Annotated in this window: 20 protein-coding genes; 4 read left to right on the top strand and 16 right to left on the bottom strand. The window is 45.9% G+C overall.

What is annotated here, in order from left to right:
- Positions 1–25: 25 nt before the first annotated feature.
- Entirely contained in the window at positions 26–664 is a 639-nt protein-coding gene (locus JNUCC21_RS13180; protein ID WP_003153077.1) for an MBL fold metallo-hydrolase, read from the bottom strand.
- Between the two features lie 154 nt (positions 665–818).
- On the opposite strand from JNUCC21_RS13180, the gene JNUCC21_RS13185 reads away from it, so the two are divergent.
- Complete coding sequence (locus JNUCC21_RS13185; protein WP_003153076.1) at positions 819–992, top strand: DUF2759 domain-containing protein; 174 nt, start codon at positions 819–821, stop codon at positions 990–992.
- Positions 993–1,024: 32 nt separating this feature from the next.
- Here JNUCC21_RS13185 and JNUCC21_RS13190 read toward each other — a convergent pair whose 3' ends face one another.
- The 5 genes from JNUCC21_RS13190 to JNUCC21_RS13210 form a co-directional block, all read right to left on the bottom strand.
- Complete coding sequence (locus tag JNUCC21_RS13190) at positions 1,025–1,339, bottom strand: MTH1187 family thiamine-binding protein (RefSeq protein ID WP_003153073.1); 315 nt, start codon at positions 1,337–1,339, stop codon at positions 1,025–1,027.
- Between the two features lie 5 nt (positions 1,340–1,344).
- On the bottom strand, positions 1,345–2,382 hold the full coding sequence (locus JNUCC21_RS13195; RefSeq protein ID WP_039254477.1) for a hypothetical protein: 1,038 nt from the start codon (positions 2,380–2,382) through the stop codon (positions 1,345–1,347).
- 72 nt (positions 2,383–2,454) lie between these two features.
- Positions 2,455–3,582 (bottom strand): M14 family metallocarboxypeptidase, encoded by a 1,128-nt coding sequence (locus JNUCC21_RS13200; RefSeq protein ID WP_369878207.1) that lies wholly within the window; start codon positions 3,580–3,582, stop codon positions 2,455–2,457.
- Positions 3,583–3,664: 82 nt separating this feature from the next.
- Positions 3,665–4,627 carry a glucose kinase GlcK gene (gene glcK, locus JNUCC21_RS13205; protein ID WP_015417825.1) on the bottom strand — a complete coding sequence of 321 codons (963 nt, stop codon included), beginning with the start codon at positions 4,625–4,627 and terminating at the stop codon, positions 3,665–3,667.
- A 34-nt stretch (positions 4,628–4,661) separates the two neighbouring features.
- The gene (locus tag JNUCC21_RS13210) at positions 4,662–4,871 is read right to left on the bottom strand and encodes a YqgQ family protein (RefSeq protein WP_007612586.1); all 210 of its coding nucleotides are present in this window, start codon (positions 4,869–4,871) and stop codon (positions 4,662–4,664) included.
- Between the two features lie 197 nt (positions 4,872–5,068).
- Between JNUCC21_RS13210 and nhaC the strand changes: the two genes are divergently transcribed.
- Complete coding sequence (gene nhaC / locus JNUCC21_RS13215; protein ID WP_369878209.1) at positions 5,069–6,433, top strand: Na+/H+ antiporter NhaC; 1,365 nt, start codon at positions 5,069–5,071, stop codon at positions 6,431–6,433.
- Positions 6,434–6,508: 75 nt separating this feature from the next.
- Here the strand turns inward: nhaC and JNUCC21_RS13220 are convergent, their stop codons facing one another.
- The 3 genes from JNUCC21_RS13220 to rpmG form a co-directional block, all read right to left on the bottom strand.
- Positions 6,509–6,682, bottom strand: coding sequence for a hypothetical protein (locus JNUCC21_RS13220; protein ID WP_007408311.1), 174 nt, complete (start codon positions 6,680–6,682; stop codon positions 6,509–6,511).
- 70 nt (positions 6,683–6,752) lie between these two features.
- Complete coding sequence (locus JNUCC21_RS13225; RefSeq protein ID WP_085342193.1) at positions 6,753–7,307, bottom strand: 5-formyltetrahydrofolate cyclo-ligase; 555 nt, start codon at positions 7,305–7,307, stop codon at positions 6,753–6,755.
- A gap of 78 nt (positions 7,308–7,385) precedes the next feature.
- Positions 7,386–7,535, bottom strand: coding sequence for a 50S ribosomal protein L33 (rpmG, locus tag JNUCC21_RS13230; RefSeq protein ID WP_003153056.1), 150 nt, complete (start codon positions 7,533–7,535; stop codon positions 7,386–7,388).
- 346 nt (positions 7,536–7,881) lie between these two features.
- On the opposite strand from rpmG, the gene JNUCC21_RS13235 reads away from it, so the two are divergent.
- Together JNUCC21_RS13235 and JNUCC21_RS13240 are read left to right on the top strand one after the other, a co-directional pair.
- Positions 7,882–8,235, top strand: coding sequence for a hypothetical protein (locus JNUCC21_RS13235; RefSeq protein ID WP_003153047.1), 354 nt, complete (start codon positions 7,882–7,884; stop codon positions 8,233–8,235).
- Positions 8,232–8,696 (top strand): endolytic transglycosylase MltG, encoded by a 465-nt coding sequence (locus JNUCC21_RS13240; RefSeq protein ID WP_007408308.1) that lies wholly within the window; start codon positions 8,232–8,234, stop codon positions 8,694–8,696. Before JNUCC21_RS13235 ends, JNUCC21_RS13240 begins: the two co-directional genes overlap by 4 nt.
- A gap of 99 nt (positions 8,697–8,795) precedes the next feature.
- Here the strand turns inward: JNUCC21_RS13240 and pstB (JNUCC21_RS13245) are convergent, their stop codons facing one another.
- The 7 genes from pstB (JNUCC21_RS13245) to JNUCC21_RS13275 form a co-directional block, all read right to left on the bottom strand.
- Positions 8,796–9,578 (bottom strand): phosphate ABC transporter ATP-binding protein PstB, encoded by a 783-nt coding sequence (gene pstB, locus JNUCC21_RS13245; RefSeq protein WP_003153040.1) that lies wholly within the window; start codon positions 9,576–9,578, stop codon positions 8,796–8,798.
- Positions 9,579–9,589: 11 nt separating this feature from the next.
- Positions 9,590–10,396, bottom strand: a complete 807-nt coding sequence (gene pstB / locus JNUCC21_RS13250; RefSeq protein WP_369878210.1) for a phosphate ABC transporter ATP-binding protein PstB — start codon at positions 10,394–10,396, stop codon at positions 9,590–9,592.
- 18 nt (positions 10,397–10,414) lie between these two features.
- Positions 10,415–11,299 carry a phosphate ABC transporter permease PstA gene (gene pstA, locus JNUCC21_RS13255; protein ID WP_032870589.1) on the bottom strand — a complete coding sequence of 295 codons (885 nt, stop codon included), beginning with the start codon at positions 11,297–11,299 and terminating at the stop codon, positions 10,415–10,417.
- Positions 11,299–12,228, bottom strand: coding sequence for a phosphate ABC transporter permease subunit PstC (pstC, locus tag JNUCC21_RS13260; protein ID WP_012117997.1), 930 nt, complete (start codon positions 12,226–12,228; stop codon positions 11,299–11,301). Before pstC ends, pstA begins: the two co-directional genes overlap by 1 nt.
- Before the next feature lie 48 nt (positions 12,229–12,276).
- A complete protein-coding gene (locus JNUCC21_RS13265; RefSeq protein WP_007408304.1) occupies positions 12,277–13,179 on the bottom strand; it encodes a phosphate ABC transporter substrate-binding protein in 903 nt (300 codons plus the stop codon).
- Positions 13,180–13,335: 156 nt separating this feature from the next.
- Positions 13,336–15,483 (bottom strand): penicillin-binding protein 2A, encoded by a 2,148-nt coding sequence (pbpA, locus tag JNUCC21_RS13270; protein WP_015240224.1) that lies wholly within the window; start codon positions 15,481–15,483, stop codon positions 13,336–13,338.
- Positions 15,484–15,584: 101 nt separating this feature from the next.
- Positions 15,585–16,874, bottom strand: a complete 1,290-nt coding sequence (locus JNUCC21_RS13275; RefSeq protein ID WP_012118002.1) for an MFS transporter — start codon at positions 16,872–16,874, stop codon at positions 15,585–15,587.
- Positions 16,875–16,935: the final 61 nt, after the last annotated feature.

Consider the following 16,935-nt stretch of genomic DNA (forward strand, 5'->3'; position numbering starts at 1 on the left):
CCGATTATGGTCTGTCTTTTTTCATTTACAGTGAAAAACCATTGATAAACGGGTTTCGCTCCTGCTCTGTCTGGATATCCGTTTCCGGCCCGTGCCCGCTTAATACAAGTGTATGTCCGGGAAGCGTGAGCAGTTTTTGATGAATGGAATCAAGCAACACGTCCTGACTTCCGCCGTGTAAATCAGTGCGGCCGATGCCTCCCTGAAAGAGCACATCACCTGAAATCACCAGATCAGCGTCCTTCACATAATAAGAAACGCTTCCCGGTGAATGTCCCGGCGTAAACAATGTCTCCAAATGGAAAGGCCCGATGTCCAATATGCCGTCGCCTTCAATCAGCCGTTCGGCGGGCCGTGCCGTTACGGCGATGCCCCGCAATATGCCTGATCCGTTTAAGGAAGAGTCCTCCAGCCACTTTTCTTCATTTTTGTGAAGATATACGGGAACATCCCATCTGTCTCTTACTTCGTCAAGCGCGCCGATATGGTCAAAATGGGCGTGCGTCAGTAAGATGGCCAGCGGCTTCAGATTGTTTTCTTTTATGTAATTGTTGATTTTGTCCGCTTCTCCGCCCGGATCAAAAATAAGACAGGACTGATCCTCACTGACAAGAAAATACGCGTTTGCCTGAATCGGACCGGCCGGCATTCGTCTCCATTTCACTTTCATCACCTCTTTATGTATATGCCCTTATTATGAAGGTTTTCTGCGGAAGATTCAATGAATGCGGCCGGGAAAACGCTATCGACAAACAAAATGAAAACGGTTAAAATGAAATGGAAAGATTTTCAGGTTCCAATGACAAAGGAGGAGCATGATGTTACTTGTTGTAATCTTCGGCCTTGTCGCATTATTAGCTGTATTAGGAGTCCTGCGGGCTGTCAGACAGAGAAATATCCTGGGATTTTTGTTAGCCGCCGCCACGCTGGGCGTGTTTGGCTGGTTTACCGTAATGACCGTTGTAACCAGCGGCTATCCGACTGCACATTAAAAGCCTGTATCCAATGGATACAGGCTTATTTTTTATTGCTGCAAATGTTTGCTGACACTTTTGATTTTGCTCTCCAGTGTCGTTTCTTTATCACGTCTGTCATCAATGCGGATATTTGTCGCCACTCTGTGCAGCCCTTTTTGGAACGGGGCTTCGTGAATGTCCTGAATGACTGCGAATAAGTCGCTCAGCTCACCTTCAATCAAAGTGTTCATCGGCGTGAGCTGAAATTTGATTTTGCCGGCAGCTTTGTAACCCTCCAAAATGTTTTGCACATCCGCTACGTACTCACTGACGCTCGGTGTTTTTGTTCCGATCGGAATGATTGTCACATCTGCAATTGCCATTTGGTTCAAACTCCTTTTTCATTTGTTATGATTGGTTCTGTCATGCCTGTTTTCAGTGAAATCAGACGGTCATACGTAAAGCCGTATAAAGCGTATTCCCCGTTCGGAGAGATCTGAATCGGCTCCATTTCCGTGTTTTTGAGCACCGTCCGCTCCCGTTCGTCTCCTAAGTCAAAGCTGATCAGATTGTAAGAGCGGCCTTCAGGCTTAAATATGTAAAAACGCTTGTGTGTCTGATCGTAATCATATTCCATCGGCGCGAAGCTCTCATACTTTTTTTGGAGAGGAAAGCGGTGCGTCACGGATGCCGGCTTTTGGAAAAGGAACTCGCCGTCTCCGTCCGATTGATCCGTTTGTCTGACGGCAATCGTCATGCCCGGGCGGGAATCGGCCCAGATGACGTGATGAAGCACTCTTTTTTCTTTTTTCGTCTGCAAGTCATAAGAATATAAAGGACCCTCTTCCTCCGTTTTTCCTTGCTTGATATATTGGAATTCATCAGTGGAGGTCCAATGGACAAAAGGGGCCTGAACGGGACTCTTTTTTAAAATGCCGTTGTTCATATCGGCCGTATAGGCAGTGAAGTCCCATGTTTCAGTAAAAACGGTAATCATCATTTGATACGGGTCATACGGATTCCAAGCCGTCTCCAGCTCATAAGAGTTAAAGGCTTTGTGATAAAGTCTTTTCCCCTGCTTGTTCATAAGCACAAGCTCAGTCTGACCGCTGCTTGTCACCTGTACGAGAATCAGCTGTTTTTTCCGGCTGATCTTTACATTGACAATATTGCCCTTTGTTTCATAGAGCCGTTCGGATTTTCCGCTGAAAAGATCATATTTCATCAGCTGATGATGTGCTGTATACAGAATCGTTCTGTTATCCAGCCATCCTTCCGTTTTCTCCGCTTCCTTTTTACTGAGCGGAACGATTTTCTGTTCTGCCGATTTTGCCGAAACGCCTGTGTCTTGCTGCTGATGAGATGGTTCACAGGCCGCTAAACACAGAACGAATGCGGACAGCAGAACACAAACCAAGTATCTCACCAGCCTTCCCTCCATTCTTTTCTATTGTCCCATATTTGTTTATGTAAACAAATGAGAAATTTCACAGATGTCTCAAAAAACAAGCGACCTCCACAAAATACCTTCCGTCGCTTGATAAATATCAGCAAACTGATGAAAAGGCAAAGGGTTTTTTCCCTTTCCGAGCTCAATGGTATAGCCCTCTTTTCCATACTGCTGTATAAACCAATCCCTAAAACCCGCATGGCTGTCAATGGTTTTAACGCCTTGATAGCGGTTTCCGCTTATCGCTTCAAACTCCCGAATCATCCGGGATGATTGCTCCGGTTCACATCCTTCGTATCCCCAATAAATCTCTTCTCCCTGCGTATGAAGCGCGATCAGCCTGTCAGGCGGCTGCTCCGTTATCAGCCGGTGCATCGCCTGCGCCTCCGGTTCAGTGAGCGGCGCCGTCCCTGGAAAATCACGGTATGAAGGGGCCTTCGGTTTGCGCCTCTGTTCAATATCCCAATTGGATGGGAAATGTTTATTTAAATCCACACCGTTAATATTCGCCTTCCATTCGCGGAAATCCGGACGGTGTTCATTTAATCGATTAAAAAATTCATTTTTTTCTGATAAATCTTCACATCCGTAAAGTACGAGATCAACACCGTCGGGATTTACGAGCGGAACGAATGACAATGATGTCAGGCTGAATATATCAAGCGCAGAGTGCCCGAAAACGGTTTTATTTTCGCATAATGCCGCGCAATATTCTTTACACCATTTAAGCGCGACCGAGGTGGTGATCCATTCATTGGCATGAAATGAGGCGTTTACATGGACTTTTCTTTCAGCCGTATCCGCACCTATTTTCAGCTCATAAAGCGGCTTTCCCAATACGGAACTGCCGATTTTACGGCACGTGACAAACGGAAAGACATCCGTTATTTTCTCAATTTCTTCATAAACCGATTGGGACCCGTACACCTTTTCTTCCTTCACCCATTGATCAGCGGAAAGAATCCTTTCACAGTGCCGGATGTATCGCGAAAGCCCGCTCAGCGTCTCAAGCGGCGGACCCTCTGACTGCCCGCTCACGGCAAAGCCGGGGCAAAATAATTCATCGTTTTCCGCCGTTTTATCAGCGGCTTTCAACAGTTTTTCATCAATTGAAAGCACCTTTGCAATATCTTTCATATGCTGTTTCAATTCAGGTTTGACACGAATTCCCGCCATGTTCATCCCCCTTTTTTAAAAACTATATGACAGGGGAGATAAAAAAAGAAAGCCGCCCGCGATATGGGCAGGCAGACTTTCTTCAGCAGTTTTGATGTTTGAGCCATTCATTTTTGGCAATCCACGCCCCGCCGATGACTCCGGCGTCATTTCCAAGTGCCGCAATCGAAATATCCGCCGCTTCCGCAGAACGCGGGAATGCGGTGATTTTGAAAGTCTCTTCCACTTTTGACCGCAGGATTTCACCCGCTTTAGACACGCCTCCGCCGAGCACGATTTTCGTCGGATTCATGGCGCTTGCCAGATTTCCGAGCACGAGGCCTAAATGTTTTGCGACATAATCGACGACTTCAAGCGCTGTCTTATCCTGCTGTTTAGCCGCTTCGAACACGTCACGTGCCGTCAGATCATCCACTTGTAAGAGCGAAGAGTCGGAAACCGCCGCAAGCTTTTCTTTCGCGATGCGGACGATGCCGGTTGCGGACGCAATCGTTTCGATGCAGCCGGATTTTCCGCAGTTGCACGGAGCTCCTCCTTCCGGAATACTGCAAATATGACCGATTTCTCCGCCGGCCCCGTTTTTACCGTGAACGATTTCTCCGTTGACGATGATGCCTCCGCCGACTCCGGTTCCGAGCGTCACTAAAATGACATCTTTGGCCCCGTCACCTGCACCCTTCCACATTTCTCCGAGCGCCGCGATATTGGCATCGTTTTCAATGACGGCCGAAATACCCGTTTCCGCCTCAAGATGGTCTTTCAGCGGATAGTTTTTCCACCCCATATTTGTCGTCTCATAGACCATCCCCGTCGCCATTTCCACGGGTCCGGGCGCTCCCATTCCGATCCATTTTACGATCCGTTTCGGCTTGTTCAGTTCTTCCAGCTTCTGATCAAGCGCTTTGGCGATCGTGACCGTAATTGTGTTTCCTGATTTATCGGTCGGAACTTCCCATTTATGCTGAATTTCACCGTACATGTTGATGAAGGCCAGCTTGATGGTTGTCCCGCCAAGATCAATCCCCGCAAACCATGTATCTTCCATAATAATCTCCTTTTCTTATTAAAATCCTGCTTTGTTATCTGCCTTTGATCCGCTCCGATTCTCTCTGAAGAACACCGGCGGCTTTTTGCCATAATTCTCTTTCAATCACGTTTGACAAGTACATTTCCTTTAATTCATCTTTCATAAAGTCAATTTCGGCTTGTCTGTCACCGAAATAAACGATATGTCCGAATGACTTAAACAGCTGCTGCACGTCATAAAATGAATTCATCTGCTTCACCATTTCTATTCTTCTTAGTATAAGCGTATTTCATCACTGATCCGGGCGTCAAGCAAAAAACGATTGGAGAAAATATCCTTGTATTATTTTCATAAATTGTATATTCACAATTGTAAAAAAACACTCATTTAAGCGTTTTTCTGTTACAATACTTTCGTGCCCAAAAGCACAAAAGGATTAAAGTTTGATGGGGTGTTGTTTTGAAACAAGAAAAAAGGCTGACGTTCATCTCAGCCATCAGTTTATTTGTCTTGATGTTAGCAGTCATTATGTCCTGCCTGTTTTTCTTTCATACAGAGCCGCATATGCCGCTGTTCTTTTGCGTCATTATTCTGTCTCTGGCAGGTTTGTGGCTCGGTTTCTCGTGGGAGAGTCTTGAAAAAGGAATTGTCAGCGGATTGAAAAACGGTGTGCAGCCGATTATCGTACTGGCTTTGATCGGTATGCTGATCGGCGCCTGGATGTACAGCGGCGTCATTCCCACCGTCACCGTTTACGCTTTGTCAATTATACAGCCGAGTCAGCTGCTTTTGACCGCATTATTTTCCTGCATGATTATCAGCACGCTTGTCGGCTCAAGTCTGACAACTGTCAGTACAATCGGCGTCGCGCTGTTAGGGGTAGCAAGCGCGGCGGGAGTTCCGCTCGAATGGACGGCGGGAGCAGTCATTTGCGGGGCTTGTTTCGGTGATAAAATGTCACCGATGTCCGACACGACGAATTTTGCCGCCGGAATCGGCGAAATTCCGATTTTTAAGCATATTCGCCATATGATGGGCACTACCGTTCCGGCACTGCTGATCACGATTGTTCTTTTTTATATTCTCGGTTCATCGGTTTCAATAAATGCCGCTTCAACGCAAAATATTGATGCTGTCATTTCCGGAATGAAAGAGGCCGTGCACGTTACGCCTTGGTCGCTTCTTTCACCTCTGTTGGTGATCATTTTAGCTGTGAGACGGGTTTCCGTGATTCCGGTGCTTACCGCCGGTATTATTTCCGCAGGGCTTCTGACTGCTGTTTTTATTCCTGACAGCAGCATTCAAGGATTTATATCCGCCCTGCAAAGCGGGACGGCGTTTAAAACCGGCGACCAGGCTGTGGCCAGCATTATCAACAGAGGCGGGCTCCAATCGATGATGGGTTCAGTCTCTCTGATTATGATCGCCTTTGCGCTCGGCGGCCTGATGGAAAAAACGGGCCTGATCGCGGCGCTGCTTCAAGGATTGATAAAAGGCGTGCATACGAAAGGACGTCTTGTCATGGCGACCGTCTTCTCAAGTATAGGCGTAAACCTTGCGACAGGTGAGCAGTATTTGTCGATCTTAATTCCGGGTCAATCTTATAAACCATTATATGACAATCTCAGTATTAAGCGGATTCACCTTGCGCGGTCGCTTGAGGACGGCGGAACATTGATCAACCCGCTGATTCCCTGGGGAGTAAGCGGTGCTTTTATGGCAAGCGCATTAGGGGTTTCCGTCATCGACTACCTGCCGTTTACCTTTTTCCTGTACATTTCTCCTATGATCTCAATTCTGCTCGGTTTCCTGAAAAAAAGCTGACAATACGAGAAAACCTGCCGTTTTTTACCGGCAGGTTTTCTTATGCAAAAAATCCCGCTGAAAAACGGGATTGGTTTAAAATGCCTGCTGAATGAATTTGTTTCTGATAAACGGTATTTTTAAAAAGAAATGAATGAATGACCGTCTGATCCCCGGCTGGCTGAGCACGCTGTTCATCAGACGGTAGCGGTTTTGGTAAACGGCTAAAACAGATACGGCGCATAATGAGTAGATCAACAATTTTTTCATCTTATCCCTCCTGCCCCTATCGTTTGTCAAACAGCGAGAATTATACCGGTGCAAGAAGTTTTTTATGCGATTAAGCGATGGTTTCAGATTCAGTCACGATCATATCGACCGGAATATCGTGGGGCATGCGGGGAATGCGGTCTGTCAGCTGGCAGTCAAAGAGAAGCGACACGGTACGGCCTTTATAACCGGAGAGGTACCGATCATAATATCCTCCGCCGTATCCGATTCTGAAGCCTTCCCGGTCAAAAGCCACGCCGGGCACAATCACAAGGTCAATGTCTTTTTGGGCGGCTTTTTCCGTCTGGCTCTCGATCGGTTCACTGAGGCCCGCATATACGGTTTCCAGCTGATCATACGCAGAAAATGTACGGAACTCCATCGCTCCCGTCTGCGGAAAGCATTTTGGGATACAGACTTGTTTTTTCTCTTTCCAGGCCTGTTCAATAATCGGCTGTGTCGGAATTTCCAGGCGTGTCGAGATGGTAACGGCGATCACGCGGGCCTGTTTCCATTCTTTTAAAGAAAACAGCGTTTCACGCATGCTGCGGCATTTTTTCTCCCATTCACTTTCTGTCATGTCAGAAAGCTTTGCTTTTATAGCGGTTCTGATTTGTGCTTTCACGTTTCTCAAACCTCCCTGAAAGACAAAAAAGCCAGAACTTTATTGAAAGCTCCAGCTTTTTCCGCTGTTTTAAACAGCTTATTTTGTTTCACGGTGTAACGTAGATTTTTTATCACGTGGGCAATATTTTTTAAATTCAACGCGGTCCGGATTGTTGCGTTTGTTCTTTTTAGAAATATAGTTACGCTCACCACATTCAGTGCAAGCCAAAGTAATATTAACGCGCATTATTTTCCCTCCAAACTAAATATCATTTACTTATTCAGACTTATATATAATACCACTATAATGGACGGAATGCTAGAGTGATTTACATGAAATGTTGTTTAAGTACAGAAAACATCAGTTTATGCTTCTGATCCTCTGAATGAGCTTGCGTCAGATGAAGGGAAAATATGACGAAACAGGACAAAAAAGGACTTTCTGATACGAAATCTATAGAGAAATAACCGTTTGCTCCCCGAATAAAAAAGATTTCCCGACAAAATTCCGTTTTTTTCTCTATTTCCTTTAGAATGGCGGCGTTTTATGGTATAAAAAAGAAGGGCAAATTAATAATAGAAGGTGATGAAACGTGGAAATTGCTATTATTGCGTTGTTTATCGTCAGTATAGCGCTTATTGCATTCTCATATTCTCAAAGAGATCCGATGAAAGACGTGGAACAGGAGCTTGAAACGCTTCAGCTTTCCGCCATGCAGGAAATTTACAAGTTGAAAAAGAAAATGACGGTGCTTGAAGAAGAATTGCTGGAAACCAACCTCGTGATCCGCAAAGCCAAAAGCAGCGGCATTAACCAAAAAATCGCCAAACAAATCATTTCAAAATATAACAACGGAATGTCTGCGGAAGCCATCGCAAAAGCGGAGCACGTGTCTGTCGAGGACGTCAATACCATTATTAAAGATAATGAGAAGGTGCTCGTATGACAAAACGGGGCATTCAGGCTTTTGCAGCAGGCATGATTTTAGCGACGGCCGTTCTCGCCGCTGTCTTCTATTTGACTGACCATGACCAGGCAGCCGCCGTTAAAACCGAAAAAACAGCATTGACAGAAAAAGAAGTAAACAGCTACCTCGACGATCAGCAAAAAGTCTCCGTCAACCGAGATGACTATCAAAAACTGCTTGATTCTAAAGAAAAATCGTTAAACAACGACCAAAACACAGACGCCAAAAAGAAAAAAGTAACATACAAACTGACGATTAAAGACGGAATGAGCACTGCTGATGTGTCATCCATTCTTGAAAAAGAAGGGATTATTCCTTCAGCGAAGGACTTTAATGATTACGTCATTGACGCAGGCTACCATAAAGAAATCCGCGCCGGCCATTTCAAAGTCGACTCAGATATGAGCTTTAAAAAAATCGTCAAAACATTAACCCGCTAAAAAAGCTTGCAGGCATCGTCCATTCAGATGGATACGGCCGGCAGGCTTTTTTAATAGGCAGTATAAAACGGACCCGGTCAATGGCCGGGCCCGTTTTTTTCATCCGAATTTTCCGGTGATATAATCATGTGTTTTTTGATGATCCGGCTGAGAAAATATTTTGCCCGTATCGCCCCACTCTACCAGTTCGCCCATATAGAAAAACGCGGTTTGATCAGAGACCCTCGCAGCCTGCTGCATGTTGTGCGTCACAATGACGATTGTATACTTTTCTTTCAATGTCAAAATCAGCTCTTCTATTTTCCGCGTGGACACGGGATCAAGAGCAGACGTCGGTTCATCCATCAGAAGGACGTCCGGTTTTGTGGCGAGCGCCCTTGCGATGCACAGCCGCTGCTGCTGACCGCCTGACAGTGAAAGCGCCTGCTGGTGAAGGCGATCTTTCACTTCATCCCAGAGCGCAGCTGCCTTTAAAGATTCCTCGGCGATTTCAAGCAGTTTCTTTTTATTTTTTTCGCCGTGAATTCTCGGACCGTACACGACATTCTCAAATATTGACTGGGGAAACGGATTGCCTTTTTGAAACACCATACCGATCTGTTTTCTTAATTCTGCCGCATCCGTCTTTTCTTTCAGCAGATTGCGCCCGTTATAGATCATGTCGCCTGTCACTTTGACATTCGGGGCCATTTGCAGCATTAAGTTTAATGTTTTAATAAAAGTGGATTTCCCGCAGCCGGACGGACCGATGATCGCAGTTACCTTCCGCTCCTCAAAACCGATCGTAATGTCTTTTAAAGCCTGGTGGGCTCCGTACCATACGTTCATGCCGTGAATATCAAATAAATTCTGTGTGTGCACCGCTTCCTTCACAAGGCTCACAGTCCTTCCCCCTATCCGAACTTTCCGTTAATGTAGTCATCTGTCTTTTGCGCTTTAGGACTCGTGAAAATTTGTTCTGTCTGCCCGTATTCCACCACTTCCCCGTTTAAAAAGAAAGCCGTTCGGTCAGACACCCTAAGCGCCTGCTGCATGTTATGCGTAACGATAATAATCGAATAATCTTTTTTCAGTTCTGTCAAAAGCGTCTCGATTCTGGCGTTTGAAATAGGGTCCAGAGCTGAGGCCGGTTCATCTAAAAGTAGCACGGCAGGTTTCATCGCAAGCGTACGGGCGATGCAAAGACGCTGCTGCTGGCCGCCTGATAACGAAAGAGCCGATGAATGAAGCCGGTCTTTAACTTCCTCCCAAAGCGCCGCCTTCGTTAAGCTTTCCTCGACCGCATCATCCAAAACGGCTTTCCTGCGTTCCCCCGCATACTTCAGCGCATGTGTGATGTTATTGTAAATGGATTTCGGGAACGGATTCGGTTTTTGAAACACCATACCGATCTCCCGTCTGAGAGACACGACATTAATCGCTTCCCCCAAAATATTCAGCCCTTCATAAAGGATCTCTCCCTCGCTTCTTGCCGAAGGAATGGCATCGTTCATTCTGTTAATCTGTCTCAAAAATGTTGATTTCCCGCAGCCGGACGGACCGATCAGAGCCGTCACCGCATGTTTTTCAATATCCATGTTTACATCTTTAACCGCTTGTTTGTCACCGTAATAAATTGATAAATGCTTCACTTCCAAAATTGAAGACTCCGGCGAACGCTTTGTCTGTTCCGCTTGTTCCCTGATGATGTAATCAATCATGTTTTCGCCTCTTTCTGATTAATTTGCCGTAAGCTTTTTATAAATGACAGACCCGAGCCATCTTGCACAAAGGTTAAACAAGAGCACCGAAATCACCAGCACCGCCGAGCCGCCGTTTGCAATCGCTTCGGCGTCAGGGATGATTCCCTGCGTATTGACACTCCATATATGAACCGCCAGCGTCTCAGCCGGCCTGAAAATGTTGAAAGGAGATGATTCAGAAAACGGGTTCAAATCCGTAAAGTTCAGCCGCGGCGTTGTCAGTCCCGCTGTAAATAACAATGCGGCCGCTTCTCCGAATACTCTTCCGGATGCGAGAATGGCTCCGGTTAAAATCGAAGGAACCGCACTCGGAACCAGCACCGTTTTGACGGTATGCCATCTCGATACGCCTAAAGCGAGAGAAGCTTCTTTCAGCTCCTTAGGAACTGCAGTGAGCGCGCCTTCCGTCACCCGGACCATAACGGGAAGGTTAAAGACCGTTAATGCGAGCGCGCCCCCGATAATCGTGTAACCCCATCCGGTCAGGTTTACAAACATCAGCATGCCGAACATCCCGATGACAATGGACGGAAGCGAAGACAGCACCTCAATACACGTTCTGATAAAATTAGTGATTTTATTTTGGGGCGCATATTCAGCCATGAAGACGCCGCCTCCCACTCCAAGCGGTATTGTGATCAGCATGGTGATAAACAGAATGTAAAAGGAGTTAAAAAGCTGATCCCGTATTCCGCCGCCTGACGCAATGGCGCTCGATTTTGACGTAAGAAAATGCAAGGAGATTTCAGAGACGCCGTGAATAAGAATGTACAAAAACAATCCTGCCAAAATCGCCGCGATTACAGCGGCGCATAACCCGAATACACCGGTGGCCAATTTATCCGTTATTTTCCGGTTCATTACACTTTCCTCCTAGACGACAAGTAGCGTATGAGCAATATAAACAGAAACGACATGATGAGAAGAACAAGCCCCATAGACCATAACGTATTATTTTCAATACTGCCGTATGTGGTATGGCCCATGTTTAACGTAATAATCGTCGTTAATGTTCCCGCCGTATCAAGCAGGCTTTCCGGCAGAAGCTTTGTATTTCCGATAACCATCTGTACGGCGAGTGCTTCTCCGAACGCTCTTGCCATCCCGAGCACGACAGCGGTCAGCAATGTCGGAAACGCCGCCGGGATAAGCACCTTTCTGATTGTCTGCCACCTCGTCGCACCAAGCGCATATGAACCGTCGCGAAGGTGTTTCGGAAGTGACGCAAGCGCATCAGCGGAAATCGATGTCACAGTCGGCAGAATCATTACCGAGAGCACGATCGTCCCCGCCAGAAGGCTGTGACCCGTTCCGCTTGATTTAAATGAGCCGATAAACGGAACCAATACTGTAAGACCTATGAATCCATAAACGACGGACGGAATGCCGACAAGCAGCTCAATTACCGGCTGCAGCACCTTTTTTCCCCAAGTCGGCGCAATTTCCGTCATAAACACGGCACCCGCAATACCGAGGGGCGCTGCGATCAGAGCGGACAGAACCGTGACCGCAAATGATCCGAAAATAAAAGGCAGCGCGCCGAACTCAGGTTTTGCCTGGGTTGGATTCCAATTCAGACTTGTTAAGAACTCAATCGGGCTTACACCATTTACAAAAAAAGATTGCAGCCCCTTTATGCCGAGAAAAATTGTGATCGCCGCTGATGCCGCAATGATAATCGCGGCACACACAGACACAATCACCCTTCCGCGGACTTCATCCATTTGCCTGTTTTGTTTTGAGCTTATTAAGCGTTCGCTTACAGACTCTTTTTCTCTGTGATTTATCATTTGTTTACACTCCTATAAGGAAGAAGAGGCGGGGAGCCCGCCCTCCCCTCAGCTTTGCTTGCCGTTTGCGTCACGTGTGACTTTCATATCAGAGATCGGAATGTAGCCTTGATCTTTTACGATACTTTTCTGTACTTCATCGCTGTTCATATAGTCAAGAAACGTTTTTGTAAGGCCTGACGCTTCACCTTTCGTATAAGAGTGCTCGTAAGCCCAAATCGGATACTCGCCTGTGACGACGTTTTTCTCTTCCGGTTTGATGCCTCCGATCGATAAAGGCGTTACTTTGTCATCGTTTATATAAGAGAATGCCAGATAACCGATTGCTCCCGGCGTTTCCGCAATGATTTTTTTGACTGTATTGGAGGAATCCTCTGTGATGCCCTCTGCAGGATCTGCTCCGTCAAGCGCATATTTGACGAACGTAGCGCGCGTTCCTGATGAATCAGGACGGTTCACGAGTGTAATTTTTTGATCTTTACCGCCAAGCTCTTTCCAGTTTTTAATTTTGCCTGTAAAGACGTCTGTCAGCTGTTTTTTGGTTATATCCTTTACGCCCGCACCGGGGTTGACCGCAGCCGCCATCGCCACTACCGCGACTCGGTGGTCTTTTAGGGCTTTTGCATCAATGCCTTCTTTTTCTTCAGCAAAGACATCTGAGTTGCCGATTTGCACTGCCCCTTCAGACACTTGCGAAAGACCTGTTCCTGAACCTCCCGCTTGCACCTGCACATCAGCATCCGGATGTTTTTCCATAAACTTTTCCGCCGCTGCCAGTACTAACGGCTGCATGGCTGATGAACCAGAAATGGTTAAAGAACCTGATGCTTTTTTATCCTCACTTGCAGATTGACTGTCTGTCTTGCCGCTTTCCTTTGCATTTCCGCATGCTGCAGCAACAATCATAACAGCAGCCATCAGAAGCATAAGCATCCATTTGTTTTTTTTCATTTCCTGAATTCCCCCTGCATTTAATGTGTAATTTGTCCTACAGGTCTAGAGTAAAGGGTTCTTGTAAAATGCGTATAAATCAAGTGTTAAGGTTTTGTAAATCCGGATGTTTTTTTGTATATAAAAAAACGCTCACAAGTTGTGAGCGTTTTTCTGTTAGTGATTTGTATTGCCGTTTTCAGCGTCTTCCTGAATTTTATCTTCGTTTTTCTGCTTCGTATTATTATCTTCTTGTTTCTTTTTCAGCTCAAAGTATTTGTCCAGAGCTGCTCTCCCTATATCATTCGTAATCGAATATCGATCGCTGTAATCAATATAGGCCCAAGGAACGACTACAGAAATAGCCACTTCCGGATTATCCGCAGGTGCATAAGCGACAAGAGTCGTATTATACGTTCCTTCACCCGTCTCTGATTTGTCCGGACCGTCATAGAAAGATTGCGCCGTACCCGTTTTACCGGCAGGACTGTATGTCGCCGTCGCAAAATCAGTTGCGGCTGTCCCTTTTGTCATGACACGTCTGAAACCTGCCTGCACTTCTTTAATGTCTGCATTATTCATATCAATCTTGTTCAGTACTTGGGGCTGAACAGACTCTACAACGGCTCCGATTCCTTTTTTCGAATCAGGCTGCCTGACCTCTTTTACAAGCTGAGGCTTCAAACGATAGCCTCCATTGGCAATTGTAGATACATACTGCGCCATTTGCAGCGGTGTAAACGTATCATACTGTCCGATGGCAAAGTCTAACAGAAGACCGGAAATTCGCTGTGACCCTTGGTACCCGGTCGCTTCATTCGGGAGATCAATTCCCGTCTTAACTCCGAGTCCGAACTGATTGAAGTAATATCTGAAAGTATCGAATGCCTTCATATCAAGCGGCAGGGACTGGCCTTTTTTGTATTCCCCTTTACCGACGGCAATCGCCGTTTTGAACATGAACACGTTTGACGATTCCTGAAGCGCTTTTTGGATATCTACGGGACCTAAATTCGTCCATGATTTTTTCGGGTTTTTGCTTCCCTTGAAATACATAGGTTCATCCTGGAAAACGGTGTTCAAATTAATCGCGCCCGTCTGCAGTCCGGTCAACACCGTCGCTCCTTTGACCGCCGATCCCATTGCGTAGGAGGAAGTCATTGCGCCGAGGGCATAATCATTAATTTTGTACTTTCCATGGTCATTCGTAATCTGTTTGCCGGCCATCGTCAGCACTTCTCCGTTTTTCGGGTTCATCATGACGACGAAGGCCCGATCAAGAAGCTTCGTGCTCGGTCTCGCTTTTGCCGATCTTAAATTTTTCTCAATGATTTTTTCAACGGATTTCTGCAGGTCCATATCAATGGATAAAACAAGGTCTTTGCCGGCCTGTCCTTTTGAAATCACTTTGCTGCCCGTGACATTTCCGGATGAGTCGGTTAAGTTCTGCACTTTCTCTTTTTGACCCTGCAGCAGGCTTTCATATTGATATTCTAAATAGCTTTTTCCGACCCTGTCATTCCGGCTGTAGCCGAGTGACAGATAGTGATCCAGCAGGTTGGACGGAAGACCTTCGTTCGAACTGGATACACTGCCGAGCAATGTCCGGATCAGGCTTTTATAAGGATAAGACCGTTCCCAGTCAGACGTCACGTCAACTCCCGGCAGTTCATCTAAATGTTCGCTGACGACGGCCATTTCTTTTGCCGACACGCCTTCATTTTTGATGTATTGAGGCGTCAGGGAGTAGCCTGAATCCATCTGCCTTTTGATCGCAAGAATCTGCATGTCTTTAGAAGTGAGCTCATTCAGCTGTTTGTCTGTGATGCGTTTCAGCTGAAGCTGATATAAATCATCGTCAGACAGTTTTTTGTCTTCAGCTTTTTGCTTTTCTTCGGCCGTAATCAGTTTTTTCGCTTCATCAGGCCTCGTTAACATCCAATAGTCTTTTTTATCCCGCTCAGTCACCTTTTTGGTGCTTACCTTAATCATACCCGACAGTTTTTTTGCGATTTTCAAACGCTGCGCCTGGGTGGTTGAGGCTGAACGTGTATATGTAATCGCATTTAATGCTTTATTCGTTACGATGGGATTTAGGTTCCGGTCGTATATTTTCCCTCTCGGAACCGCCGTGCTGACATCAGACTCCTCTTGCTTATTAGCGGCGTTTTTATAATCATCACCCTGAACGATCTGCTTGATGCCAAGCTCGACGATAATCCAAGTGAAAATAAGAAACGCGGCCAAAAACAAAAAATTAAGCCGGATCGGCAGTGATTTTTTCTTTTCTTTGTTTACAGCTATTTTCTTTTTATTTCTCCTCATGACATCACCTTTTCTTATTTACAGAAAGAAATGACACCTTCTGTTCAGGTGCCATTTTTCATTCTAAAGGTTTTTTCGATATTTTTCTACAGATAACCCTTTTATCTTTCTCCTTTTATAAAATTCGGTTCCGCCGCCTGTTTTTGTCGGTCTTCTTCTACTGTTTCATCAGAAGTTTCCGTATCCAGTTTGATGTCTTTTATAAAGTAATAAATCAGCGGATGGCCGGCTCCGAGCAGCACGAGCGCCGCCGGTATTCCCACTTTTTCCTTGAACAATGTAACGATGACAAGGAAACAAAGGATGGAAACGATCCGGCCCGCATTTAAAAATAACTCCCTGAGCACAATGTATTCAATTCTGGCTTTTCTGGCAAGCCGCGCCCGGCCTATCACATCATATGTAAGCGAGACATACGGCACGAGCAGAACTGGATAGCCGATCGCAATAAACACTCCGTACAAAAGGAGCGTCGTGAAGCTCATTTTAAAAATTATGAGAAACAGGGCGCCGTACAAGATCAATCCGCCGATAAGAATCGCCTTTTTCCGCGCTCTTTTTTTGATGAGCCTTGATGCAAAATAATAGGCAAAAAAAGAAACCGCGGAATTGACGAGACCGAATGTTCCGAGCGCCAGCTCACTGTTTGTCGCAATGAATACAAATACGCTGATTAAAAAAACAAAAATCCCTTCTCTCAAGCCTTGAAAAAAGTGCGCGTTGGTAATCCGGCGCCAATTCAGATTCGTGTGGCGCTCATCAAAAACTTTTTTCAGCATAAACCGGCCTTTCGACTCCCTCCGCTTCAGAAAAAAGCTCATGACCACGGCAAGGGCAAATAAGCCGAGCGACAGGCTGAAAATGATTGTATAACCCGTATTGTTTTCAAGTCTTGAAATGACATATCCGGCCACAATCGGACCGATCATGCCCGCCGATGAAGACAAAATGCCTAAAAACCCGTTAAAAAAATCTCTCGTTTCCGGTTCCGTGATTTCGAAAGTCAGCACATTAAAAGCCAGCCAGTAAAAGCCGTATCCAACTCCAAGCACGGCCCCTATCAAAACGAGACGGGAAGCCGCAGTTTCTCCGGCAAGCAGCACACTTAAATAAAAAGCGGCCAAAAAGATAACGCCGAACCTGAGAATAAACACCCTGTCAATTTTTTTAGCCAGCCGGCCCGCCAGCAGAAAGGTAACCGGCTGCATCGTTACGACCGACAAATTGTATATGGCCAAATCAATAAATTTTCCCGACTGCTTCCACAAATACACGTTGACAAATGTATTTGACAGCGCGATGCCCAATGAGTAAAGGCCGCCAATCGTCAATAACAGCAGCAGCCCTTTATTTATTTCGATGTCGCCGATAATTTTTTTTATTTTGCTCATCATTGACTCCCCTTTACTACACATTAGTTTGTCTCACTCAAACTGAGATATGTAAAAGGAA

It is taken from the genome of Bacillus sp. JNUCC-21, assembly GCF_041222765.1.
In the GTDB taxonomy this organism is placed as follows: domain Bacteria; phylum Bacillota; class Bacilli; order Bacillales; family Bacillaceae; genus Bacillus; species Bacillus velezensis.